The following is a 24,095-nucleotide window of genomic DNA, read 5'->3' as shown; positions in this document are numbered from 1 at the left end:
AGCCCTCGTGCTGGGCGGCGGGCCTGGAGCCAGCGAGGTCTGCTTCGTGCTTCAAGTCGGAGAATCGCGTCGCAGCGCATCCGCCAGCTCCACGAGCGCGTGCTGCTGTGCGGTGGATAGCCGGACTGCGGGGCGCACGCGCTGAATCATCGCGAGGGCTTCCCGCCCGTCTGGAGCATCGCCTCGGGCGACGAGGAGCGCGGCCGCGATCATTCCGGTACGTCCATGCCCCTGGGCGCAATGGACGTAAAAGGGGCCAGGGAGGGTCGCCAGTTCGCGGAGGACCGGTGCTGCCTTCCCGGCTGCAAGTGTCGAGGCATCCAGGATGGGCAGCGACACATAGCGGCACGCCCCGCATATCCCTTCCGGTTCGATGAACTCGGCGGTCAGGTCGAGCACGACGGCGGTCCCCGCGGGAAGCTCGCCAGGCAGGAGCCTGCGCCCCGCGACGACGCCCGGTACCACCATGTCATAGGGCCGCTCGCGTGAGACGAGCCTCACCAGGTGCCAGGTTCCCCACGTGAGCAGCAGGTATGGCAGGAGCGCGAGCACCGCGCCGGGCTGCATCCGTCCATTCGGGAGCTTTCCGAGGAACTTCGGGCCGGCTCCTGCGTAGGCGAGTGCCACGAGGACGAAGCTCACCGCGGGCCATAACAGCAACAGCCCAGGTCCCTGGAGCGTCTTCGCCAGAAAGGCCAGGAGTGCTGCGCCCATAACGAAGGCAAACGCGTATGGCATGTGGCGGAGATCCTCGCTCATGGAGGCGTCGAGGGGAACGGACCGCACCTCATCATGCGGGCTTCAAATTTCCATCAGAGACTAGGCCCCATCCAGACAGGAACGAATGTTCCAGGACATGGGTGAATGTCGCGTGCCGCGCGCCACTTCGCGTTGCTGCTGCCGCGCGCCTGACGCTAAAGCCCGCCACGTTCGCCGAGCGCATCGACCTCAGGGCGGGGCCCGGCTCCGGCGACAGGGAGCGCACATGCGAGTCGCGGTAGTCGGGTGGACGAGTCTGTGGTGCATCGCGCTGTTTGCCTGTGGTGGTTCCTCCGCAAGCGTGGACAGCGCGGAGCGGAGCGGGGACACGGCGGGCCTCGCGGATGCCCGGACCTTGACGTGCGCCAGCCTCCAGGTCGCGAGCGGCGCCATCGGCTCGGGGCAGACCGTCCAGGGGCTGCACACGCAGACGTTGTCGGGCACGCAGGACCGCTGGGTGGAGTACGTCGAGTTCTTCCCCGGCACCTCCGCCACGTGCACGTACGCGCTCCCCGCGGACGTGGGCGCCGCCGACGTCATCGCCGCGGAGGTGGGCATCAATTATCGAGGGCCCGCCAGGTCGCAGATGCGTTGGCTGTTCGAGGCGTGGGACTACGCGGCGGGCGCTTGGGTGCTGGTGGGCGACAACACCTTCGCGCAGTCCTGGAGGTGGACCGCCACGTCGCTCGCGCTGACGTCTCCCCAGCGCTTCGTCAGCGGAGGCTCGGTGAGGCTGCGCTACCGCACGACGTCCACAGCGGATGCGTCGCTGCTGGACCTGCTCGTGGTGCGCATCCAGGTCGCCGCCTCGGACGCGGGCACGCCCGGCGACGCGGGGACTCCCACGGACGCGGGCACCCCTGGCGACGCGGGCACCTCCTCCGACGCGGGAACGGGGACCGACGCCGGCACGCCCGTGTCGTGGGAGGGCGTCCAGAGCTTCACCTACCAGCTCACGAACTATCCCCAGGGGAAGCTGGACACCATCGCCAACTCGAAGTTCGACCTCGCCATCGTCGACCTGTCGCGTGACGGCTACGACGACTGGTTCACCGCTGCCGAAATCACCGCGCTCAAGGCCAAGGGCAAGCAGGTGCTCGCGTACTTCGAGATTGGCGCCATCGAGGAGTACCGCCCCGAGTGGTCCCAGGTGCCCGAGGACTTGAAGCTCGGCCCCGTGGGCGGCTGGCCCGACGAGCAGTACGTGAAGTACTGGGACGAGCGCTGGTGGCCCATCGTCCAGGGCCGCCTCGACCAGGCGCTCGCTGCGGGCTTCACCGGGTGCTACCTGGACATGGTGGTGACGTACGAGGAGATTCCCGCGAACGCCGCGGGCACCAACCGCGCCGACCTCGCGCGGAAGATGGTGGCCCTCCTGGCGCGCATCAACCAGTACGCCAAGGCCCGCAACCCGGCCTTCAAGGTGATGCCCCAGAACTCCCCGGAGCTGGTGGATGACCCCGCCTACCTACCCGCCATCGACGGGCTGGGCATGGAGGACATGTACTGGTCCGACGACAGCCCGTGTGACATGGGCTGGTGCGAGGAGAACCGGGCCAACGCCGCCCGGGTCCGCGCGGCCGGCAAGCTGGTGCTCTCCACCGACTACGCCGTCCAGGCCGCGCACATCGCGGACGCCTATACCCGCGCGCGCGCGGCGGGCTTCGTCCCCTACGTCTCCGTGCGCGCGCTGGACCGGATGACGGTGAACGCGGGGTGGGATCCGCAGTAGCGGCTCAGTCTGTCCGGCGCTCCTCCACGGGTGGGAGGGGCGCCGGTGGCGGCTGCGTCCTCACCGTCTGAGTGAGCCGCCCGCCAGCACCAGCGCGCCTCCCACGGCGCTCTCCCAGGGCAGGGCCTCGTCCAGCACCGCCCACGCGGCCAGCGCGGTCGACGCCGGGTAGCGCCGCAGCCGTGACACGCACCGCGGGCTGAAGATGAAGTCACCCCGCGAGTTCCGTCCTGCTAACGCTCACCGCTGAGCTGTCCGATTTGACGGGGGCAACTCCACTGGCTCCGCCCCTCTTCAGGGCGCCCGCCCCCGGAGCCGGGGCTGCCCGGGCCTGGACGGGCAGCATCGACGGCTCAGCTCCGAAACCGCTCCTGGATGTAGGCATGCATTCTCGCCCCCGACAGGTCCTGGGAGGAGGGACCCGCGCGAACGTAGAAGCGCTCCACGTTGCCGTCCTTGACGAAGATGGGAGACCGCCCCGGCAGGCAATCCACGGCCAGCACGCGGCCCCCCTGGTAGTCATCGAACCGGGGATGGATGTACATCATGTGGCTGGTCCCCATGCGGTCCTTGATGAGCTCCACCAGGCGCAGGCTCATCTTGTCCTCGCTCTCGAACTTGTCGGGTCCGAGCCCCACCAGCGTGCCGTCATCAGCCACTCCGATGAGCAGCGTGCCACCGCCCGTGTTGATGAAGGCCGCCAGGGTCTTCAACACGCTGAGCACCATCTTCGAATCTTCCTGGCCCGTGTGCAGGTTCACGCGCAGGGTGGACTTGAACTCGACGCTGGAGGACTCCCCGCCCTTGATGAACTCCCCGGTGCTCAGCGCCGGTTCCGGCCTGGCGCCGTCCTTCCCCGCAAGCAGGGAGTAGGCGTCGCGAATCACCTTCGCCATCAGCTCCCTGCGCTGCTGGAGGAACTCGCGGTATTCCATGCGCTCCCATCCATCCGGCAGCGCATGCCAGTAGTGCATCCGCTCCAGTTCCTTGGAGGAGAAGGGCTTGCGCAGGACCGGCACGTACTCCTCCGGTGACCTCTTCGCGAGCTGCGCATTCTCCCCCCACTCCACCACCGTGAAGTTGGCGATCTGGGACGTCTCCCGGGAGTCGCCGATGCCCTGGCTCTCCAGGAGGCGCTTGGAGAAGAGGGGCTGGCGCTCCAGGGACGTGGTGCCGGACTGGGTCACCACCGCGTCCATCCACTCGCTGACCTTCTGTCTCGAGAAGAGCACGTCTGCGGCATGGAGGTTCAAGGAGGCGAAATAGGCGAACATCGACGGACTGCGCGCCGCCGAGGTGGCCAGGTCCGTCGGCAGGGTGATGCTCCAGTAGTCACTCGTCAGGGTGGCATTGCAGGTGGCCGCCAGCACGGCGACAAACGCGTCCGAGTCTTTCACCTGGCGCAGCCGGGCCAGGTCGAACTCCATCGCTGACTCTGGCGAGCCGGAGTACCGCCCCGTCAGCGCGCTCATGAAGAACCACTGCGCAATCGAGCGCCGCAGCCGCTCCTCTTCGACGCCGTACTCCGTCTTCCCGAGCAGATACAGGGTGTAGGCGAAGAGCAGGGCATTCTCGGAGCTGATCATCCCCTTGTTGAGGAAGCCCGCCTGCTGGATGGCGCGCAGGAAGCCATGCCAGTGCTCCAGGTCCAGGACCTGGGCCTGGGCCTGCCGCAGCACCTGGAACTGGGCGTCACGGCGCTCCGCGCTGAGCTCCCCCGTCTCCAGGTTCTTGCCCCGCAGGATGGAGTACACGTGCTTCAGCCGGGCGCGCCGGAAGCCGAGCCCCACGCTGGCGCGCAGCAGTTGGTCGGGGTCCGGCTGGATGTATGGGTTGAACGGCGAGGGCTTGCCCGCGGTCTGCGTGCGGGCCTCGCGGCAGAACGTCTCCAGTTGGCCTCGGCCCTCATCCCAGAAGACGGACATCAACGTCAGGATGAAGTCCGCCTGGTTGAGCTTCTTGCCCTCGCTGTTGATGCGGACGAACACCTCGGAGACCTGCTCCTCGTCGAGGCTCGAAGACAACTCCAGCGTGGTGAAAGGGAAGCTCAGCAGGTTCTGCAGCTTGGAAAAGGTACTGCCGATCTGCCTCCGCTCCTGCGCCGTCACCTCCCGTACCGTCGCGAGGTCCTTCAGGTAGGTCTCGACCAGTTCAAAGATGTCGGTCGACTTGTCCCAGAGGATGGAGATGTTGGGGATGAAGGCCTTGTCCTGGCGGATGGCCGCATCCGCCACCTCGAACTTCTCCACCAGCGGGTTGAAGGCAATCTCGATCTTCTCCGGCTTGTAGTTCTCCCGCACCACCGGGACGCCCTTCACCACGGCGTAGAGCGAGGTCAGCCGCTGCTGCCCATCCACGATGAGCAACCGGGGAATCTTCTGCTTCTCGTCGGTGCCAATGACCTTGCTCCCCGCAGCCTCGTTCTCCCAGAAGAGCAGGTGGCCCACGGGATAGCCCCGGTACATGGAGTCGAACAGGTTGCGAACCTTGGCGTTCTTCCACACGAAGGGACGCTGGATGTCCGGCAGCCCGATTCTACCCAGTGCAATCGACTCCATGAGACTGCCCAGGGTGTTGTCAACCTTGGTGAAGACGGTCCTGCTCACTTGACCCCCTCTGTGACCCACCTGCTGAGGGTCGTGGTTTCTCTCAGTTTCGCGAAGCTGCCCAGCGAAGTATAGGACGGATGGCAGGCCCATTGAGGGTGTGGGCTGGTGCAGAGGGGCCCAGGCGGGCCGCTGCCGGTACTCCCATCCGCGCTCCCCCACCTGCCCCTCCCCGCCACACCTTGGGCCTGCCCCGGTTCTGAAGATGCTCGACCCACGCGAACAGGATGGCCGCCGTCATCCTCCATGTGCGAGTCGAGGCCAACAAGCTTCCACTCCTTCAACCGCAGCAGCAGCTCATCCTCCGCGTGGGCCCGGTTGCCGGCCAGGGCGCTCTTCTGCAGCGTCAGCCACAGCAGGGGCGTGGTGCCGCCCGTGCGAGGTGACGAGGCTGGCCACCTGCGTGGTGTGGTCATCCGCCTCGAAGTCCGTCCAGTCCAGCGCCGCCACCGCCTTGGGTGCGCTCGGCCAGCACGTACGGCACCCACGAGGCCGCCAGCTGCCACACGTCCACCGCCTCGTTGGACAGCAGCCGGTCCACCTGCTTGATGCCGTGCTTCTGCACGCCGCCTCGGGCCCATGCCAGGGCCTGGCCAATGGCGTGCACCGACAAGGACGCGGCGTGCACCACGCCCAACGTCGTATGCGACAGCACCCGCCTGGCGTGCAGGTCCTCCTCGAACAAGTTCTCCAGGAACGCCTGCACCTGCTCTTCGTTGATGGCCCCCTTGCGCACCAGCATGGCCTCTCCTCCTGCACCTCACACTCCACTCCGCACGGAGCTGTCAGGTAGGCGGCTGGCGCTCCGCTTGCTCAAATGCGGGGCTCGCTCAGCTACCCGACCACAGGGGTGGAACAGGTCCTCCGTGTTGCCCTTCGTTATCTTGCTCGAGTGCGGGCAGCCAACCCCCATGGTGCCCGCAGCAAGTTTCGCGTCCGACTTGCGGGTCCATGTTCTTGGCTAGAATAGGGACTTCCCCAGGTCCGTGTTGTCTTCAAGGAGCATCTGGAATCGCTTCAGCTCCTCGGGACGCTGCGTGCCCATGCGAAGGTTGAAGTGGGGGCTGTCAGGAGGGCGGTACAGTCGTGCCGCGGCTCCCTCCCGCTCGAAGAGCATGCTGTATCGGGGATAGGGGAGTCGGGCGAAGCCCATCTTCTCAAGGAGATGCGCGAGGTCCTCGGCACTGGGAGCCGATTGTCCCTCCCGGCGCACATAGCTGGCCTGATGGGGGAGGGTCGGCAGATGGACGTGCTCCATGGCCCAGAGGAAGAGCAGCTCTCGGAGGCTGGTGGCTTCCCGGTGCAGCTTTGTCTTCCATGCGTCCGCGCCGAAGGGCATTCGCACCACCTGACAGTCGCCTTCCTCGGAAGGGGCCTCCAGATCGAGCCAGTAATGATGGGGGGCCAGCGGGTCGGGGTCTCCCAAGATAAAGAGAAAGCGCCTGGGGGGCAGCTCCCCCTTGGGCGCGACCCGATAGAGTTCGGCGACATCGAGTAGGGGGTCGAAGGAGCGCACATGGGCCAGGAGCGGCCCTCCACGTGTCCCAAAGACCTCGGCGAAGTGACGGTAGACGGCTGGGAGCGGACGACCGAAGACGTCCTCCAACTCGTCCACGAGAAAGTCTGGGTAGCCTTCGATTTGGCCGCTGTGGCCGGGAGCGTAGCGCCCGAGCAGTGCTAGCAGTTCGTCCATGACTCAGGCGCATTCCTTGCTGTTGTCACACAACATTTCGGGGGTCAGGACCTGACATTCCTTGCAGGAGGGAACGGATTCTCCATGGCCGAACGCCTGCTTGACCTTGCGTGGCTCCGCGTCGCCCTCGTCCTGTCGGCTGTACTCCACGCTCACGGTCTCGGGGCTCCTCATGGGAGAGAAATAGCGCTCCGACATGGCGCGGAGCTTGTGTCCCGCGGCGCCGCCCTTTTGGAGGAGCTTGGGCGCGGCGCACTCCCACTTCTCACGCCCGCTCTCAGCGAGTTTCCTCGCCTGGCTTTCGCTTTTCTGGAAGCTCTCGACCAGCTCGAACGGCGTGGCGGCCACGGCGTCCTTGAAGCCAGGGGCGACATCACCTGAGCAGGCCGCGAGCATCTTGGGCTTCTGGGGGCATTTACAGATGCACGCCCCCGTCATGTATCCGCTGAGGAACGTCTTGGAGGCGTCGTCCAGCCGCAGGACGGGCTTCATGCTCTCGAGCTGCTCATTGGCCTTGGCCATCTCCTGCTCTATCGCCAGGACCTCCTGGCGATCCTCCACCCGTTGCTTCTTGATCTTCTCTTCCGCCTCCCTGATTTCAGCCTGGAGCGGGCCGAGTTCGGCGGTGATGGCCCCCTTGTTCGCCGCGTCCTTCGACTTGAGCTGGGTGAGCAGCTCACCCGCCCTGCTTTTCTTGGGAGCCAGTGGAATCGCCGCCTCTTTGGCCTTCTCGACGGACCTGCGCTCCACCGCGCTCCGCTTCTCCCTGAGCAGCAGGTACCTGTCGAGGTGCGGACGCTGCGCGTTGAAGCGCTTCATCAACTCCACGAACACCCTCTCCACGTGCCCCACGACTTCCGGCGTTTCGAGGACCCGGTGCGTGTCCACCGACTTGTTGCAGGCCGTGCACTGCGTGTCATCCCCGTAGGCCAGTCCCGTGCTGCCCATGGCGATGAACGACGTGTTGAAGGTGTTGCCGTTGTGCAGCGTCGGATCAAGGAAGCGCACCACGCCCTTGCCTTCGACCTTCACGTCCGTGCTGCCGCTGCCCCAGGTCATCTTTCCCTTGAACTTGGAGGAGATGAGGCCGCCGGCCGTCCCGGGTTCGTCTCCAGAGCTGGTGCTCAACTCGGAGCTCGTCAGCGCCACCGGGTTGCCTTCAATCGTCGTCTTCTTGCTCCCCTTCGCGAGCATCGAATCCTGGGCCGAGTTGATGAAGGGCGTGGGAACGGGCCCAGCAGGGGTCGGCACCTTGCAGACATCTGGCGCGGCCGAGACATGCGTATTGCCGGCGCCCTTGTGCAGAATCGAGCGGCCATTGGCGAAGACCTTGCTCATGGTTCCTCCTCAGACTTCCGGAATCATTTCCACGACGCAGGCGCCAACCCGCCCGCCGTCGGAACACCCGTAGACCAGCGTCCTGCGCTGCCCGCCTTCTCGCCACCTCGCCCGGTGTAGTGCGACGCCCATCATGGCAGGCCCCGCGCCTGCTCCGGCATCTCCCAGCCCTTCGCCCGCCACACCCACTTGGAGGGGCTCGGGCATCAGCGCGGCATTGCGCAGGTACGCCCGGGTGAATTCGGTGCCCCAGAAGGATTCTGCCGGTTGGCAGGCCAGGACGCCGTCCACCCGGCGTGCACCCACCACCGCATCGCGCCGGAGGACTCGGAGTGCCTCCGTCAGGCCCTCCGCCAGGCTGGGCTCCCGCCGTGTGAAGGGCCGGGGCTCCACCGCGAGCGCCGTGCCCAGCAGGACTCCCATGGCCTCCAGCCCCAGCGTCCTGGAAGCACCCGGGCGGGCCAGGGCGACGAACCCCGCCGCCTCTCCGGGAATTCTTCCGTCCGGATTCAGGCGTCCCAGGTGCAGTCGCGCCGCCGCCAGTGCTTCCAGGGAAGCCATATCACCCAGGGAGTCCACCGCCCCCGCGAGCGCCAGCGCTCCAGCGCGCCCGGTGCGCAGGTCCGCCTGGGCCGAGCTCAGGGCCTCGAAGAAGGCGGCCCGCCCCGTCGCGTACACCTTCACGACCTTCAGCCGCTCACCGGCTTCCGCCATCAGCGCTGCCACGAGCGCCTCCTGCTCCACCGCCGCCCCCACGCCGGTCTCCGGCAGTCCAAGGTACAGTGGCACCGGTTCCCGCGACTGCGCCGTCAGCACGTGCCGCACGCCCGCGAGCGCCTGTCGCGCGAGGGCCACCATGCGCTCCGTCCGCGACAGGGCCGTGTCGAGGAGTCCCAGCCGCGACGCCCGCACGGGGTGCCCCAGTTGGTCCAGCACCTCTGTCTCCGCGAAGCGCACGAGCCCCGCGCGCAGCGACGCGAGCGTCATGTGCCGTGAGGTGCCAATTGGCGTGCACAGCCCGAGGCCCACCACCTGCGCTCCGCTCACGGCGCATCCTCCCAGGGCTCCAGGAGCCGTACCGTGGTCACCTCATGCGTGGCCAGCTCCCGGTGCGCTGGAAACGTGGCTCGCCAGGTGAGGACCAGCCGACCCTCTTCGGGCTCCATCAACACGGTGTCGAGCGTCATGCGCCGTTTCTCGCGTCGCCGGGCGAAGGTGCAGCGGGCGAGCAGCCTGAAGACGGGGATGGCGAAGGCGATGGGGCCGTCGGGCGAAACACCTTCCAGCACCACCGACTCTCCGCCTCGCAGGTGGGGCGTGGCCTGGAGCCCTTGCGGCGCGGTCTGGAAGAAGCGCTCGTCGAAGTCCGGTGGCCAGAGCGGCGCCCGTTTCTCCACCCAGGCTGCGTCATATGTCCCCGCCCACCTGCGGCGAGGCTGCCAGTGGCGCGCCACCGGGCCGAAGCCGCAAGGCGGGGGCTTGTCCGTCCAGCTTCGTATCAGGGCCCGGGGCTCCTCGATGGAGGGCAGGGGCTTGTCGAGTGCCTCCTTCGCGCTCTCGTAGAAGCCCCGGCCCACGGGGTTGTGAGCCTCGTACTTCGACGCGGAGCTGCCGCCGAAGCTGTACTCGTACTGGAGCGGCACGGACTCGAAGGGCAGCGGGTCCGAGGCGCTCAGCCCGACAAGGCTTCGGTACCAGACACGCGTGCCGGAGACGATTGCCCGCTTCTCCATCGCCCCAACCCGTGCGGTCACCTGCGCTCGCGTCACCTTGTGGCCCCCAGGGGCCCATGCCCGGCCATGCAGCAGGATGTCGGTGGCGGTCCGCGTATACGCGGACGGAACTTCGTAGCGGAGGCTCGACTTCTCCGGCGCTCCCCAGTACGCGTCGGTTCGCGGCGGCGCGAGTTGCTTGTCACACAACGCCAGCGTTGCCCCCGAGGACCGCCCTGGCCGGGGCAGGCCGAAGCTGCCTGCGACGACGATGACAAGGCACTCCTCGCCTTCCTTTGTCAGGGAGAGGAAGTCGGTGGCCGCGAAGGAGGTGAGGTTGTCGATGACGGGCATGGTGCCTCAGACCCTGCTGTCCTCAGCGCGCGGTATGCGCGAAAGGACTCCCTCTCAATGAAATGTTGGCGCTTCGGACCTTGGCGAGGCTCTCTCGCTGGCGGGGGAAGAAGGCGCGCGTGGGGATGACATGCTGGCCCCGAGTGCGAATGGCCAGCTCTCGCGCCAGGATGTGCCGGCGCCGCATGGGACTGGTCTCCAGCGCATCCACCAGTACGGGGCCACTGAAAGGCTGGCCCAGCAAGTAGCGCTTTCCCTTTTCGAAGCGGTCGCGGGCTCCATCCCACCAACGGGTGATGGCGGCCACCTGCGGCCAGGGCAGGTCGTCCTCGGGGGACGGCACCAGATTCGCGTCCAGGTCCTCCTGCAAATCGGGAGGCAGGGGCGCTCCTGCTGGACGCTCTCCAGGAGGCAGGGCGTAGGGACCATCCAGCCGCAGACCTGTCATCGCTGAGAGGGCCTCTCCGGCCAACTGCGCCACCGAGGGCTCCGCGAGGTATTTCACGCAGGCTTCCATGGCTGCCAACCGCCCGCTGAAACCCAAGGCCCAGAGGACCATCGGGCGCGATTCGGCCGTTTCCAACAGCTCCACCAGAAGGGAAACGTCTTCGTCGTCGCCACCCATGGCAAGCAGTATCAGCGGCTCGGGGCTGAGTGGGGAGCGAGACCGCACCGTCTTGCGGCAGGTATCCCAGGCCAGGCCCACTCCGGACATCAGCCCCGCTTCCATGGCGGCTGCGCGAATGGCGGGGTGCGAGGAGTCCAGCAGGGGAGGCAGCAACCTTCGTACCGCCTCCTCTGGCAGCGGCAGGGCACCGCGCAGGGCCGCGACTCGTGCACGCGGCTCCTCATGGACGAGGAAGCGCGCCAGCACCTCCGGTGACACCTCGTTGCGGAAGGCCAGCGTCTCCAGTGCATGGACCTGCAGGTCGCGGTCCTCCAGCTTCAGCAGGCCGGTTAAACGTGCGCTCAGCCCGGGAGCCTCGCTCAGTTCTAGCGCACGGCGGATGCCGGCGCGTGCTGCGGGCTCGTCCCTCCGGAACCGGAGCAGTACTTCGTCCACCTCGCCCTGCGCCAGCAGCGCATACGCCGCTGCGAAGATGAGCGGAGACTCCTCCGACTCGAAGGCGGGACGTAGCACCGCCTCGGCCGCGCTTTCGTCCTCCAGTCCCTCCAGATGGGCGCGCAGGCGCTCCTCCACCGCTGCGGTCTCCTCCAGGGTGAAGTCCGGCGCCATCAGGGCGCGCTCCCACTGTTCCCATTGGAAGGCGGCTTCATTCAGATGCTCTTCCAGGATGTCCAGCAGCACCATGGCAATCCTTGCGAGTGTATTTCTAAGCTTGGAGGGATTCCGGACGACAGGGAAGCTTGGCGAAGACGACCCGGTGGATTCGAGCTCTTCTCTGAAATGAGGCCGTTCACCATCGTTTCTCGAGAATGCGCCGGATGATGTCGTCTTTGACCGCGCGTAACTCGGGTGTGGGAGGCGTCGAACGTTCGTGAAAGTAGAGGTACTCCGGGATGTACATGGGCTTCCGACATGCTTCGACGATGGGAAGCATCGTCGCGTAATCGGTGCACTGCTCAATCCATCGTCCGTCGATTTGCAAGTCCTCCAGTGGGATGGCGTCGAAGAGCCGCTTCCTGAAGGCGCGCAAGTGAATCCATACTTCGCCACCCCAGTACCGCCGGGGCTCGACAAAATCAGGGTGGTAGAGCTTCGTCGGCTTGTCCGGCCGGAACATGGATGCCAACACGACATCGCAGCCCCGCTCGTACTCGGCTCTCAGTCGGCCAACGCAAGTGCGGCTCAGCAGCGCATCATCCATATCGAGCACCACCACGAGCGCTTCGGGGTTGACACACAGCTCACGGATGCCCAGCCGGAAGTTGGGGATTCGTCCCACATTCTGTGAGCGCCTCACTAGGGTGCATCGGTCCAGGAACGGTTTGAGCAGGTGGCCTATTTTCCACGGAAAGAGCCCTTCACTTGCGTCGTCGATGAGGATGATTCCGAAGCGCGAGTCTTCCTGCATGGCGAGGCTCCTGAGACACCGCCGCACCCGCGCCAGGCCCACGTCCCGCCCCTTGATGAGAAATACGATGGACTCGCGGCGCTGCGCGTAGGCCCAGTCGCTGGTGAGCCCCGTGAGGTCCCACTGGCCCCGTTGCACGTCCGGTACCCGTCCCTGGCCGACCAGGTCGCGTGCGCGGGAGAGGAACGCCTTATCCGTCTTGAGAACATTGGGTGGGTGGACGTAGAAGGTCCGTGCATCGCCGCCGCGAAGGGTTCTCAACCCATGCCGCTGTTGATGCGCTTCGAGCGAGCGGTACCAGGAACGCACGAGACGCCCATCAACGAGCGCGTTCGGAAGCGGTCTGCATGCACGAATCCGCTCCAGGTCGAGCAGGCCGCAGCGCACCTCGGGGACAAACGCGCCGGGGGACGCATCGTACGGCTGAGACGTCATCCCTTCGGTTTGGGGGATGTTGAACGCCACGCCAAGGACGTCCTGCGGCGATGCGGCCACCCGCATTTCCTCCAAGTAGTCATGGTCGAAGTCGCGCCGGCCGACCAGCACGTCGAGGTCGCACTGGAGTACGTACCGGGTCCGTACCTGGTCGAAACCCCAGAGCTGTGGCGTGATGGGGACTCCGTGTGCGGAGTGCGTGGTGTCACACGCGAGGCCGAACCACGCCGCGTTCACCGCCGCGATGAGCCCTGGCTCCCGAGGCGCAATCCAAATTTCGTCGAGGGTCCCCTCTCGCTGAAGTTGCTGCGCTGAGGAGAGAAGGCATGGAAGATCCCCCGGCGCGTACTCGCGCAGAAACGGTCCGGGGAATGGGTCCACCAGGAGGACGCGTCGCGCGAAGCGGCGCGGCGACTCAAGCTGCCCGACGATGTGACGCACCTGGGTGAGCAGCGCTGCTACGTCCATCGCGCACGCCTTGATGAGGAGCGTCACCTCGGAGGCTGGCGCGAGCTGCCTCGGCTCCATCAGCTCCGCGGTTCGCCACTGTCGGAACGCATGCTCGGTGAGCAGTTTCCGGTAGAAGTCGGCGAAGCCGGGGAGGCTCGTGAGCGCACCGTCCTCGCGCAATCCCTGGCTGCGCTGCCGAAGCTCCTCATCTGTCCACCCGAGCGCAGCAAGGGCGAACGCTCGCGCTGCGGCGTCGCGAAAGAAGTCTACGTTCATTGGGACAATCCACACGCCGATGTCGATGAACGTCAGCCCACCCCCTGGCCGTTGGCGGAAGTTCGCACGCTTGATGTTCGCGCAAACAAGATTCTTTTCAAGGCAGAAGAGGAGAAAGTCCCTGACCTCGTCCAGGGAAAAGTCCTCGGCGGGGAGCGTCTCAAACCAGGGGTAGCGCAGCACCCACGTTTCGTCGGAGAGGGTCCACTCCGGCTCGGGAATGAAGGGCATCGTTCCTCGGAGTGCTCCGCCAAACCAGTCCACCTTCGCCGCGTCGATGGTGCCCCGGTGAAATCGCTTCTCGACGTAGTCGCCAACGCGCCGGACGACTCCTTCTCGTCCTTCCCCGAGAATCATCGTCCACCACCCAGCCGCGCCACCCACACCTGTGCCTGCGCGAACAGGGCCTTCCGCGAAGCGACATAGTGCTCCGAACGTCGGTTCACCGCCGTTACTGCGCCCCCCAGGTTGTAATCGCAGTAGGGAGGGGCTGTGAGCACCGCGCCCGAAGCAGTGTGGTTGAGCAGCAGGTCCGTGACAAGCCAATGGTCCTCCGCACTCTCGACCTCCGGGTAGCGCCAGCCCGTTCGTGGACGGAGCAGGAGGTTGCAGGAGGGCAGTTCATTCTCGGCGGTGCCATTGGCCATGGACTTCAGCACGGAGAGCACGTAATCCGGTCGAAGGAGCGCCTCCGTCGCCGGGTTCTCCCGTTCGAGAAGCCGTCCCTCTTGGATGAGCCGGTTTCCTCCCAGGACCCAGCGTGCATCGCAGTGGTCGCCCTGCGCGCACGCCGCGGCCAGGGAGCGCGCGGTCGAGAAGCAGTCGTCCGCGTCGAGGCGAGCGACCCATCGTGTATTCCGCATCGCTTCGTCGACGAATGAGAGCACCGCGTTTCGTGCTCGATTAGGAGCGCCGCATCGCGCGCGACAGACAACGAGCGGGAGCCGTTTCCAGAATCGTCCGACGGTGGCCGCCCAGGCATCACTTGAGTCGTCATCAAACACCACGACACCCAGTCCGCCGGCGGGGCGCTCCTGCCTCGTGATGGATTCGAGGCATGCGGCGAGCGGCCCGGCTTGGTTGTGCACGTTGACCATGACCACCACCTCGGAGTTCCACACATGCTGCTCGCTGGCGACCGCGGTCACGGAGGTTCCTGCAACGCTCACGAACCGTGTGTGCCCGAACCCGGAGAGGTCCGGCCTCATGACGGCTTCTCGGGATGCGAGCCCTCCGACTCGCGCGCTGTTGCAACGGCCTCGCCGGAGAGCGCGGCAGGCAGTGGTCGGCCAGGCCTGTGTTTCCGCCACCAGGCTCGGTAGAGCGAATGCCAGTGCGGGGACATCAGCTCCTCGAGCAACGCTGGCCGGAGGTTCGTGGGCACGTAGTGCCCGTCGCGGAAGCGTCCGCACAGCCGGCAGTTGCGCTCGACGAGGTCCATCATGTCGTCGTCATCGGCGGGCAACTCGCGTCGGCCGCCGCCCTCGCCGGTGATGCGGGCCACCCCACCCGCCACGGCGCACGGGAAGTAGCCGAGCGGCGTCAATCCCATCCCACAATCCCGCATGATGGCACATCCGTTGCGGAAGTCGGCGTGCCGGTACCTGGCATCGTCCACCGGGGCAAGGTTGAAGGGGCCGAAGCTCGGCTGCACCTCGCCAGTCTTGGCGGAGTTCTCGACCCAGATATCCGCTGGCAGCCGGGCGAGCCGCGACCGGACGGCCTCTCCATATCCGTTGGTCACGACCTCGATAAGGCAATCCGGATACGACTGGCGATAGCGACGCAGTTCCTCAATGACGGCGAAGAAGTCGGGATGGAGCGTCGGCTCGCCGCCAAGCACTCGGATGCGCCGCCAGTGCTTCCTTCGTGCAATGGATTGCTCGACGAACGCGGTAACGGCTTCAAGGGGGAGATGGAGCGCCTCTGGCGCCTGCCGCACCGAGCGGTTGCAGTTGAAGCAGCTCAGATTGCAGAGATAGGTGATGTCTATCTCGATGAACTCCAGGCTGCGGCGGTACTGAGGTCCCAACACTCGCGTGAGGCCACGGGACACCCGTTGGTGGCGCCACCATGCCCGCGCCCGATACCACGCCCGCAGCGGGAACAGCCATCGGTTTGATGTCTGCGGCGGCCTGCCGAAGCTGCTCTCAGACGAACCCATGCAAATCCCCCCATGGCAGCTGATGCGGGGGCACATCCTCCCCGTCCGCTTCGATTTCAGTGCGCCGCACGCCGAAGAGGCTCTCAGCGCGCGACAAGAACGCCACAGCCTGGACCGGCGACATCTCACCACCGTAGAGCCGCCAGAACCAGCGCAGGCCAGAGATCTTCGCTGGTGACCGCGGCGACGACAACGAATCGCCCTGGGTGGACAGGTACCAGGTCGCTGTCCATCGACTGGTGTAGGCAACCCGGCTACCCGGCACTCGCAGCAGGCGGATGGCGAGGTCCCTGTCGTTGAGGCTCCGAAGTCCGTCACGAAAGCCCTGAACCGTCGCCCACAGACGGCGAGACACGAAAGTATTGGACCCCTGCCACCCAGGATTTCCGACGAGGAAGTCGCCAGGGAGAAGCCCATCTGGCAGCGGGCGCTCCCGCTCCTGGCCATCCACTACCAGCCGGAGCCCGGACACGACGACGTCAGCTCGCTCGCGCACGGCAACACGGAGGTTGTCCTCGATGTGCGACGCCTCCCAGCTGTCGTCATCGTCGAGGAGGGCAACGAACCCGGCTCGCGACAAGGCGAGCAGATGCTCCAGTCCGGTGTTCCACGCACCCGCAGCCCCCGGGGTTCTTCGATTGTCGAGCATGACGAGCGGTAGCGGATGAAGCAACCGCCGCAGCGCCGCCTCCTTTTCGGCCTCGAATGGCGTCCCGTCGTTGACTACGACGACCTCGCGGACCGCGCGGGTCTGCCGACGGATGGAAGGCAAGGCCCGGCCGACAAGTAAATTCCAGCGATTGCGCGTGGCAACCAGGGCTGTGCATCCTGGAAGTGGTGTCATCCATTGGCTTTCAGTGCAATCCGGCGTCAAAATCAAGCCGCCTGGTGACCCCAGATGTCAGGCTCCTTGAACCGCCTTCACACCCGATGGAGTCTCGTTTGTCGGACCGCTACCGTAGTGAGCCCGCACGTTTCGGTAGCTGGAGTCCTCGGTGGTGAAAGTTGGGGCGGGGTGCCGGAGCCTCCACTATGTCCTCTTCCCTCACTGGCTCCTCGTTCCTGTCTGGCGCGCCCTGCGTGCTAAACTGCCGGGTACGGACTATCTCGCTTACGTTGGCAGAGAGGGCGGACCTCGACGAGGGCAACGGAGCCTCGCCGGGACTGCGCCGGGGTTCGAGCTTGACTGAGATATGCATGGACGTGTATATACGCCTTCATGCAACTTGACGTCTTTCAGGTGCTCTCTGATCCGACGCGCCGTCGCATCGTCGAGGCGCTTCGGTATGGCGAGCAGCAGGTCAGCGACGTCGTCGAGAAGGCTGGAGTCCACCAGTCCGGTGTCTCGCGGCACCTGCGCATTCTTTCGGAATCGGGCTTCGTCTCGATGCGGCCGGATGGGCAACGTCGCCTCTACGCCTTGAAGCCGGAGCCGTTCAAGGACCTTGACGGGTGGCTCGCGCCGTACCGGCAACTATGGGAGGCGCGAATCGACCGTTTCGGAGCCGCGCTGGAGAAAAAGCAACAACAGACTCGGCGAGTCGAAGGAAAGAGGCAGCGAAAATGAGCAACGAGAAGGCGAAGGTCGTCATCGAGCGCACCTACCGGGCGGGAATCCAGGACATCTGGGCGCTCTGGACGACGAAAGAGGGCTTCGAGTCGTGGTGGGGGCCACAGGGCTTCCGTGCCGAGGTTCAGGAACTCGATGCACGCGTAGGCGGCACCCTCCGGTACGACATGATTGCTGACTCGCCGGAGATGATTGCCGCGATGAAGCAAATGGGCCAGCCGACCTCCCATGCGACCCGTTCCCACTTCACCGAGGTGGCGCCACATTCGCGACTTGTCCTCACGAACGTCATCGACTTTCTGCCCGGGGTCGCGACCTACGAGAGCAAGATCGCCGTGGACTTCCTCCCGAGCGGCGACCGCGTTCGCATGGTGGTCACGCTGGACGCGATGCACAGCGAAGAGTTCACGAAGATGCAGCAGGATGGTTTCACGAGCCAGCTCACGAAGCTGGACTCGCGCTTCGGGTGAGCTGAAGTCCGAATCGAATCCACCACGGAATCACCGCCCGCGGCAACAGCGCCAGCCCTGACGCGGGCTGACGCTGAGCCTCCATGGGTGTATCAGATTCCGCAGATATCCTGGGCCAGCGAGATGCACGCTGCGATGAACTGCGCGGTGGTGCAGCCTCCATTCTGGGTGCAGACGATGTCGCCGGTACCCGGCTCGCTGCACCACTGCAGCGTCACCCAACACGCGGCCTCGGTGACGGTGCGCTCTCCTTCGATGGCTTGGGCGCTCACGTTGCTCTCGCCCGAGGCGTCCCGCACCGTCACGGCCGTCCCGTCGCTCAGCGTGGCCTCGTAACGCGGCCCCTGCTCGCCAGCGACCGCCTCCGGCGAAGACGTCTCACCACAACCCGTGAGCGCACCCATGACAAGACCCGCGACCATCACGAATGACAGTGCTTTCATACGCTTCTCCTGGTGATGGAACTCACCAACCTGAGCTCCGAGGAGCGATATGCAATATTTGCCCGCGCTGCTCTATCGTTGAATGCCACTATCTGAAAAGTTTTCAGACTGGCCCCGTGTATTTGAATGCAGTTGTCTGCAGTCGCTGTGCATGGATTGGGCGTGGCGACAGCTTTCGTGAAAGCTTCCGCTCCGCTTGGGCACGCAGGGGCCCGCGCTCGCGCGGGAACGTTGTCTGGTCGACTTGAGCGAACCATGAAGGCCCAGGAGTGCCGAGGGCCCACATGCTGTGCGCCAATCCGGTGGAGAGGCGGTGCAGCCTTCCCTGTGCACACGCCGGCTCAGGCATCCCATCGCAGCCCGGCGGACGGTGTCAGCGGCGTGCGGGCTCCTGGCCCCGTCGCGGGAGCGGACAAGGCCCGCCCCCACCTGTCACATCCCAAGCCGCCGGACGAGCTCCGCCGGCACGGGGTAGATGGCCTCGGGGGGCAGCAGTCGCGAGGTCTGCTCCGCGCGTCCGGCGTCCAGGTGCTTGCGCAGCTTCTGCACGAGCGGCGTCAAGTCCGTGATGGAGACAATCCAGTCCTCCACGAAGCGCTGGATGATGGCGCGGCCCAGCCCCACCTGGATGCTGTCATGGGGCAGTCCCGCGCCACGCAGCGTGCGCTCGGGGTCCCACTGGACATGGACAAGCGCGGCGTCGAAGGCCTTGCGCCACGCCTCCGATGAGCCGTGGGCCTTCGGCTCATAGGCGGTGAGGACTCCGAGTCCCAGGGCCGCCTCCCAGTCACTGCGCCGGATGCGCACCGCGAGCGTTCGCTCCTGCCCGCGCTTGCGCCCCCAGTTGGAGCGATGCATGAGCCAGAGGAAGCTGGGTTTTATCCAGGTCATCCGTCCGGTGGAGAAGGGCGGACCGAACTTCTGCCGCGCCACCGCCACGTCCGCGATGGCGTCCGGATAAGCCTGATACATCACGATGGAGGTACGGTCGAAGTCGGCACGGACCTCTCGCTGCGCGCTCATGACCGCGCCCCCATCCCGCCCGCCTGTCGCGAGTCCCGCATCATGGCGAGCACGGTAGCAGGCCCCACGCACGCGCGTTGGGCCACCATCCCGGTCCGCCAGGCCGCCTCAGGAGGGGGATGCACCGCGGCCCCCTCCCACCTTGCGGCTGATGTTGCTGCGCTGGCCTCTGGGCTGGGGCCAGTGAAGCAGGGCGCCTGGGCAGGCAGGGATACGGCGGCGCGCGGAGGCTGCTGGGGCGACCTCCAGCGGATTACTGCTCGGTGATGAGCTCCACGTACTCGTCAGCGGAGATGGAGTTGCTCCATTTGGACGAGAACCCCAGCGCGTGCTGCGGGTTCACCACGCGGGGCGCGGCCGTCTTCGCCACGTCCAGGCGGGTGATTTCGTTCTGGAACAGGTCCAGGACCAGGCCGAACTGCTTCGCGGTGAGGAAGGCCCGCTTCATCACCTTCTCCACCATGTCCTCCCGCGTCAGCTCGTTGTGGGTGCTCTTGAGGGACTGCATGAAGCCGCGGAAGGTCTCCGCGTCCATCGCGAAATGGCCGTTGCGCTGCATGGTGCAGCCCGGGTCCTGGTTCGTTCCACAATCGCGGAAGGCGGGCTCGGAGTCGTACCGCACATGCCGGACGGACTCCTCGCGCGGCGCGACTCGCTCACGACGCTCTCTGCGCTCATGTCGCTCCGGCGGCGGTGGCGTCCCGGTGCCCGACACGTTCACTTCCATGCGGGCGCCTCCACCGCGAATCTCCATGTTGACGCCCGCTGCCTCGCCATCCGGGGACATGCCCTCCACGACGATGCGGGTCGACGGCATGTCAATGTCATCGGCTTGGATGTTCATCTCGACGTCCTGTGCGAAGGCGGAGGACGCGGCGAACAGGGATGAGGCAAGCACTGCGCGAGCAATCGGGTTCATCGAGCTTTTTCCTTCTGTGGTGCGGGGAGTCAGTCCCGGACTGGCTCACCTGGACGCACTTGTGGGTGGAATATTCACGGTCCAACTGTCGACGAAGAGCCTCGCTTGTTCGTGATGCCGCGCCTCGGGGCAGGGCGCCGCGCCCAAACATCCGTGGAGGGGACTCGGTACCGGTGGATCCATCTCCTGTCTGGACGCACGGTCATGCATGGCGTCTGCTCCAGGCGTCCTGACACTCCTTGGCTGAACACAAGGGGGCGGTGCTCGTCGAGGAGGGCGAGCCCCCTCCTTCCGGCCCGTGCCTCCGGACGAAGTCCTCACGGCGCTCCAGCGTGGCTTCGAGACGCGCGGGCGATGAAGACCTCTACGACTTGTTTCTCAATGAGGCCGACGGAGCCCTCCATGGCCTGCGCATCCGCGAGAACAACGTCACCCGCTTCGCACGGATGAGAGACTGGCGTCAGGTACAGGGCGTGCGCATGCCCTTTCTGGAGGAGGTGCTCACCGACAACCCGGACTCCGCGAACGGCCAGACAACGCAGGTGCTTCTCGACAGTGGCGCCGAGATGACGGTGGTCGACACGGCCTACGCGCGTGGGCTGGGACTGAAGACACAGGGGCAGCTCGCGGCGGTCGGAAGTGGCGGGCAGGCACAGGCCCAGCTCGCCGGCGGCGTGGACATCACCCTGGGCAACCTGACACTGACGGGGCTGACGGTCGCTGTCATCGACCTGTCCGAGGTCGCACGGTTGATAGGCCACCCGCTGCCCGTCATCCTGGGCAAGGAGGCCTTCAACCAGCTCGTCGTGGACGTGGACTTCCCCAACCGGCGCGTCGCCATTGCGGTATCGCGCCACGGGCAAGACGGTGGTGCTCACGTTGAAGGACGGCGGCAAGCGCCAGCTCACCCTTCGCGACTACTCCTGACGTGAAGCGACGAAGCCCCCGTGACCCGGTAGCGCACTGGGTCACGGGGGCTGCCACACCTGCGCGGTCGTCTGATGCGCCCCGTGGTTATCGGGTCAGATGTCCAACTGCCAGAGCTGGTTGTTCGCCGTCCCGTCGCGCTTCATGGGGAAGGTGATGAGCCGCCCCGAGCCGTCTGTCTTGGCGCCCTCGATGTCAAGCACGAGGCCGTTGAGCTGGCTCTGGATGTAGTAGGTGCCGCGGACGCGGCCGGGCACCAGCTGCCACACCTGATTGGGCTGGCCATGGGCCTCCCAGGTGACGACGCGGGTCCCCTGGGCCTTGTTGGCTCCCTCCACGTCGAGCACGAGCCCGTTGAGCCGGCTGCGGATGAGGTAGCCGCCCCGAGTGGGCACCAGCTCCCACTTCTGGTTGTCATTGCCCACGCGGTTGGACTTGGCCGGGTGGGCGATGAGCCCCGCCCCCGGCGCGCGGTTGCCGCCCGCGATGTCGATGACGAGCCCCGCGAGCCTGCTGCGGATGAAGGTGCTGCGCTGGGGGCGCGTCTCACCTCGGCCATTGCCCCAGTCCTGTCCGCCGGGGCCTCGGCCCGGAGGCGGCGGGGGCGGAGTGCGACGCGCCTCGCCCTGGCACCAGCCCGCGGGGCTGCACGTGCGTGCGCCATCGCACTGCGCGTTGTCGCGGCAGCGGTTGGGCCCGGGGCGATTGCGCGACTCGTCCCAGCGGTAGCCCGGCCCCGGCCCCGCGGCCGCCGTCAGCGGCAGGAGCAGCAGCGCGAGCGCCGCCCAGCCCTTGCCCTTCGCGGACGACCGGTTCTCACGCGCACGAACGCCCTCGGAGCTACTCCGAACTGCCAACATGGGACTTCTCCTTGGTTGAGACTCCCTGGGGAGGGGCCGCTCTCGCAGCCCCCTCGCTCTGTGTCCTTCATGACGGGGGCACCTGGATTTCATTCACGCCCCACTGCGTCCTACCCACGTGCCGCGCGAGGGGTTGCCCTCAATCGACGGGCGCGTGTTGCTGGAGGAACCGCCCCACCCGCGCCCGGGCGAGCTGTCGGCCGAAGCCGCCATCCCAGATGTCGAAGCCGTGCTCCGCGTACGGCAGCGTGAAGAGGGCGTGGGAAACGCCAGCCTGGGCCAGTCGAGCGGCCATCGCTTGCGAGGCGCCGAGCGGCACGACGCTGTCGGCCCCGCCATGGAGCAGGAGTGTGGGCGGGGAGCGTGGCCCGACATGATTGATGGGGGAGAGCAGCTCGTACAGCGCGCGGTGGCCCTCCAGCGGCACCCCCGTGAAGCCCTCGAGCGGAGCAGGGGCGCTCGCGGCGTAGGCCACCAGGTCGCTGGGCGCGTAGAAGCTGATGATGGCCGCCACCGACGTGTCCCCGGGGGCGCAGGAGGAGGGGAGGCGCGCAGCTCCCTCGGTGTACCCCGCCAGGGTCGCGAGGTGCCCGCCCGCGGACTCACCGAAGAGGACGAGCCGGTCCGGGTCGATGCCGTAGGTGGCCGCGTGCTCCCTGGCCCAGCGGATGCCACACTTGACGTCTCCCGGAGCCTTCAATCCGGTGGCAGGGGGAAAGAGCCGGTAGTCGAATGAGATGAGCGCATAGCCCCGCGCGGTGAGGAAGTCGGCCCAGGCGCGGGCATAGCCGCGCTCTCCACCACGCCAGCCACCTCCGTGGAAGTAGAGCACGGCGGGGCGAGCCGTGGAGGCGGAGGGCTCGGGAAGGAAGACGTCGGCGTGCAGGTCGCGTCCCTCGACCACGGCGAAGCGAACGGTGTGGCTCGGGAGGGGACGGGCTCCGACAAGGGGACGGAGATACTCACGGAGGCTGAGTGGAATGTCAGCCGCCCTGGCCATCCGCCACGCGGAGGCGGCGGGCCACACCGCGAGGATGCCGACGAGCAGCGCGGATGCCGCCGTCCCCCAGCGCAGCCACCGCCACACGTCCACATGGGAAATCCAGACGGCCACCAGCGCCGTGAGGAGCGCCGGCAACAGCATCACCAGGCTGTATTCCCGCAGGATGCCCTTGAGCAGGTGGACGAGCGTGGGCACCCCAGCGGGAGCGAAGAAGACGGCCGCGAGCAGCACGCAGCCCACGATGTGCAGTAGCGCCAGGAGGGTTGGCATGGAGGGAAGAGGGCGGGGCGGTGACGACATCCGGCAAGAGGAGCAGACCGCCGCATCGTAGTGCCTGAGGCCCGGCGTCTGGTGCCTGGCGCGCCTTGCACGGTAACGTTCATTGAAGCGGGTGATGCTCACTTCACGCGCCAGCCCAGCGCTGCGCCGGTGCACCGGCTCAGTCGAGGCCCGGCGACGACACGAGCGCGTCGAGCTGCTCCATCGTTTCGCGCAAGCCGTGCTCCATGCCGGACGCGAGGACGGCCTCCCGCACTTCCTTCGACGGATACAGCTCTCGCGAGACCATGTGTGTCTTTCCGTCGCGTTCGTCGAAGGTGACGGTGATGGTGACCGAACCCGCGTCCGCCATCGGCTCGAAGACCTGCGTGTACACGAGCCGCGAGGGCGGATTGATTTCAGTGTACTGGCCTGAGAAGGCCGTCTCACCGCCGTCCGGATTGCGCAGCACGTAGCGGTAGCCGCCGCCAACGCGCACGTCCGCCTCGCAGCTCGCCATGGTGACGCCGAGGGCCTTCGGCGCCCACCAGCGCTTCACCAGGTCCGCGCGAGTCCACGCGTCGAACACGATGCGCGCGGGCGCATTGAACTTGCGAGAAATGACGATGGTGCGGTCCGACTCCAACTCCACTGACGTAAGGCTCATCACTTCATCCCTTCTTCTTTCGAGGATGTCGCTGCGCTGTTTCCAGGTCCTGCGTCTTGAGTTCTTCAAGGAGCGAGTCGAGCTGTCCCAGCCGCTCGTCCCAGATGTCGCGGTAGCGCTCCAGCCACGCGTTCAGCTCGCGCAGCGGCTCGGGCCGCAGCCCGTAGAGGCGCTGCTGGGCGCGCGCCTCCACGTCCACCAGCCGGGCCTCCTTCAGCACGCGCAGGTGCTTCGACACTTGCGGCTGGTTCAGGTGCAGCGCTTCCCCAATGGCACCCACCGAGCGAGCGCCCCCCAACAGGTATTCCACGATGCGAAAGCGGTTCGGGTCGGCGAGCGCCGTGAAGGTCTCAATCACGAGGGTGTATATTCCATGAGGGATATATTCCCGTCAAGGAAT

The 24,095-nt window shown here is 66.5% G+C and carries 24 protein-coding genes; 4 read left to right on the top strand and 20 right to left on the bottom strand.

All coding sequences use genetic code 11. The features are described from left to right. Window positions 1–51: 51 nt before the first annotated feature. Window positions 52–759, bottom strand: a complete 708-nt coding sequence (locus KGD87_RS20540) for a phosphatase domain-containing protein (RefSeq protein WP_284662000.1) — start codon at window positions 757–759, stop codon at window positions 52–54. A gap of 226 nt (window positions 760–985) precedes the next feature. Here KGD87_RS20540 and KGD87_RS20535 point away from each other — a divergent pair, with 226 nt between their 5' ends. Then, the gene (locus tag KGD87_RS20535) at window positions 986–2,491 is read left to right on the top strand and encodes an endo alpha-1,4 polygalactosaminidase (RefSeq protein ID WP_284661999.1); all 1,506 of its coding nucleotides are present in this window, start codon (window positions 986–988) and stop codon (window positions 2,489–2,491) included. Between the two features lie 60 nt (window positions 2,492–2,551). On the opposite strand, the gene KGD87_RS20530 is transcribed toward KGD87_RS20535, so the two are convergent. The 12 genes from KGD87_RS20530 to KGD87_RS20475 all read right to left on the bottom strand — a co-directional run bounded on the left by KGD87_RS20530 (window position 2,552) and on the right by KGD87_RS20475 (window position 16,435). Further along, window positions 2,552–2,680, bottom strand: a complete 129-nt coding sequence (locus KGD87_RS20530) for a hypothetical protein (protein WP_284661998.1) — start codon at window positions 2,678–2,680, stop codon at window positions 2,552–2,554. Window positions 2,681–2,844: 164 nt separating this feature from the next. Beyond that, the gene (locus KGD87_RS20525) at window positions 2,845–5,097 is read right to left on the bottom strand and encodes a GmrSD restriction endonuclease domain-containing protein (RefSeq protein WP_284661997.1); all 2,253 of its coding nucleotides are present in this window, start codon (window positions 5,095–5,097) and stop codon (window positions 2,845–2,847) included. 412 nt (window positions 5,098–5,509) lie between these two features. Beyond that, window positions 5,510–5,839: a hypothetical protein gene (locus KGD87_RS20520; RefSeq protein WP_284661994.1), complete on the bottom strand. Its 330-nt coding sequence runs from the start codon at window positions 5,837–5,839 to the stop codon at window positions 5,510–5,512. 219 nt (window positions 5,840–6,058) lie between these two features. Beyond that, window positions 6,059–6,790, bottom strand: coding sequence for a hypothetical protein (locus tag KGD87_RS20515; protein WP_284661993.1), 732 nt, complete (start codon window positions 6,788–6,790; stop codon window positions 6,059–6,061). 3 nt (window positions 6,791–6,793) lie between these two features. Continuing rightward, window positions 6,794–8,128, bottom strand: coding sequence for a DUF4150 domain-containing protein (locus KGD87_RS20510; RefSeq protein WP_284661992.1), 1,335 nt, complete (start codon window positions 8,126–8,128; stop codon window positions 6,794–6,796). Between the two features lie 9 nt (window positions 8,129–8,137). After that, window positions 8,138–9,175 carry a 3-oxoacyl-ACP synthase gene (locus KGD87_RS20505; RefSeq protein ID WP_284661990.1) on the bottom strand — a complete coding sequence of 346 codons (1,038 nt, stop codon included), beginning with the start codon at window positions 9,173–9,175 and terminating at the stop codon, window positions 8,138–8,140. Beyond that, on the bottom strand, window positions 9,172–10,194 hold the full coding sequence (locus tag KGD87_RS20500) for a DUF2169 family type VI secretion system accessory protein (RefSeq protein WP_284661989.1): 1,023 nt from the start codon (window positions 10,192–10,194) through the stop codon (window positions 9,172–9,174). The genes KGD87_RS20505 and KGD87_RS20500 overlap by 4 nt, the downstream gene beginning before the upstream one ends. Before the next feature lie 22 nt (window positions 10,195–10,216). Further along, window positions 10,217–11,506, bottom strand: a complete 1,290-nt coding sequence (locus KGD87_RS20495; protein ID WP_284661987.1) for a TIGR02270 family protein — start codon at window positions 11,504–11,506, stop codon at window positions 10,217–10,219. Window positions 11,507–11,612: 106 nt separating this feature from the next. Next, window positions 11,613–13,748, bottom strand: a complete 2,136-nt coding sequence (locus KGD87_RS20490; RefSeq protein ID WP_284661986.1) for a glycosyltransferase — start codon at window positions 13,746–13,748, stop codon at window positions 11,613–11,615. Further along, the gene (locus KGD87_RS20485) at window positions 13,745–14,539 is read right to left on the bottom strand and encodes a glycosyltransferase (protein WP_284661985.1); all 795 of its coding nucleotides are present in this window, start codon (window positions 14,537–14,539) and stop codon (window positions 13,745–13,747) included. Before KGD87_RS20485 ends, KGD87_RS20490 begins: the two co-directional genes overlap by 4 nt. A gap of 56 nt (window positions 14,540–14,595) precedes the next feature. After that, window positions 14,596–15,555: a radical SAM protein gene (locus tag KGD87_RS20480; protein WP_284661984.1), complete on the bottom strand. Its 960-nt coding sequence runs from the start codon at window positions 15,553–15,555 to the stop codon at window positions 14,596–14,598. Next, on the bottom strand, window positions 15,542–16,435 hold the full coding sequence (locus KGD87_RS20475) for a glycosyltransferase family 2 protein (protein ID WP_284661983.1): 894 nt from the start codon (window positions 16,433–16,435) through the stop codon (window positions 15,542–15,544). The genes KGD87_RS20480 and KGD87_RS20475 overlap by 14 nt, the downstream gene beginning before the upstream one ends. A 339-nt stretch (window positions 16,436–16,774) precedes the next feature. Between KGD87_RS20475 and KGD87_RS20470 the strand changes: the two genes are divergently transcribed. Both KGD87_RS20470 and KGD87_RS20465 read left to right on the top strand, forming a co-directional pair. Next, window positions 16,775–17,122, top strand: a complete 348-nt coding sequence (locus tag KGD87_RS20470; protein ID WP_284661982.1) for an ArsR/SmtB family transcription factor — start codon at window positions 16,775–16,777, stop codon at window positions 17,120–17,122. Next, window positions 17,119–17,595, top strand: coding sequence for an SRPBCC family protein (locus tag KGD87_RS20465; protein WP_284661981.1), 477 nt, complete (start codon window positions 17,119–17,121; stop codon window positions 17,593–17,595). The genes KGD87_RS20470 and KGD87_RS20465 overlap by 4 nt, the downstream gene beginning before the upstream one ends. A 92-nt stretch (window positions 17,596–17,687) precedes the next feature. On the opposite strand, the gene KGD87_RS20460 is transcribed toward KGD87_RS20465, so the two are convergent. The 3 genes from KGD87_RS20460 to KGD87_RS20450 form a co-directional block, all read right to left on the bottom strand. Beyond that, on the bottom strand, window positions 17,688–18,038 hold the full coding sequence (locus KGD87_RS20460; protein WP_284661980.1) for a hypothetical protein: 351 nt from the start codon (window positions 18,036–18,038) through the stop codon (window positions 17,688–17,690). A 432-nt stretch (window positions 18,039–18,470) separates the two neighbouring features. Further along, window positions 18,471–19,061 (bottom strand): DUF4291 domain-containing protein, encoded by a 591-nt coding sequence (locus tag KGD87_RS20455; RefSeq protein ID WP_284661979.1) that lies wholly within the window; start codon window positions 19,059–19,061, stop codon window positions 18,471–18,473. Window positions 19,062–19,314: 253 nt separating this feature from the next. Further along, window positions 19,315–19,980: a DUF4476 domain-containing protein gene (locus KGD87_RS20450; protein ID WP_284661978.1), complete on the bottom strand. Its 666-nt coding sequence runs from the start codon at window positions 19,978–19,980 to the stop codon at window positions 19,315–19,317. A gap of 239 nt (window positions 19,981–20,219) precedes the next feature. On the opposite strand from KGD87_RS20450, the gene KGD87_RS20445 reads away from it, so the two are divergent. Continuing rightward, window positions 20,220–20,912 (top strand): retropepsin-like aspartic protease, encoded by a 693-nt coding sequence (locus KGD87_RS20445; RefSeq protein WP_284661976.1) that lies wholly within the window; start codon window positions 20,220–20,222, stop codon window positions 20,910–20,912. Window positions 20,913–21,002: 90 nt separating this feature from the next. On the opposite strand, the gene KGD87_RS20440 is transcribed toward KGD87_RS20445, so the two are convergent. The 4 genes from KGD87_RS20440 to KGD87_RS20425 all read right to left on the bottom strand — a co-directional run bounded on the left by KGD87_RS20440 (window position 21,003) and on the right by KGD87_RS20425 (window position 24,053). Next, window positions 21,003–21,767, bottom strand: coding sequence for an RICIN domain-containing protein (locus KGD87_RS20440; RefSeq protein ID WP_284661975.1), 765 nt, complete (start codon window positions 21,765–21,767; stop codon window positions 21,003–21,005). Between the two features lie 139 nt (window positions 21,768–21,906). After that, window positions 21,907–23,040, bottom strand: coding sequence for an alpha/beta hydrolase (locus KGD87_RS20435; protein ID WP_284661974.1), 1,134 nt, complete (start codon window positions 23,038–23,040; stop codon window positions 21,907–21,909). Between the two features lie 169 nt (window positions 23,041–23,209). Continuing rightward, complete coding sequence (locus KGD87_RS20430; RefSeq protein ID WP_284661973.1) at window positions 23,210–23,695, bottom strand: SRPBCC family protein; 486 nt, start codon at window positions 23,693–23,695, stop codon at window positions 23,210–23,212. A gap of 4 nt (window positions 23,696–23,699) precedes the next feature. Then, entirely contained in the window at window positions 23,700–24,053 is a 354-nt protein-coding gene (locus KGD87_RS20425) for an ArsR/SmtB family transcription factor (RefSeq protein WP_284661972.1), read from the bottom strand. Window positions 24,054–24,095: the final 42 nt, after the last annotated feature.

This window comes from Myxococcus sp. SDU36 (assembly GCF_030168875.1).
Classification (GTDB): domain Bacteria; phylum Myxococcota; class Myxococcia; order Myxococcales; family Myxococcaceae; genus Myxococcus; species Myxococcus vastator.
Note: the sequence above shows the minus strand (reverse complement) of the source record. Positions and strands in the feature narration are given on the sequence as shown.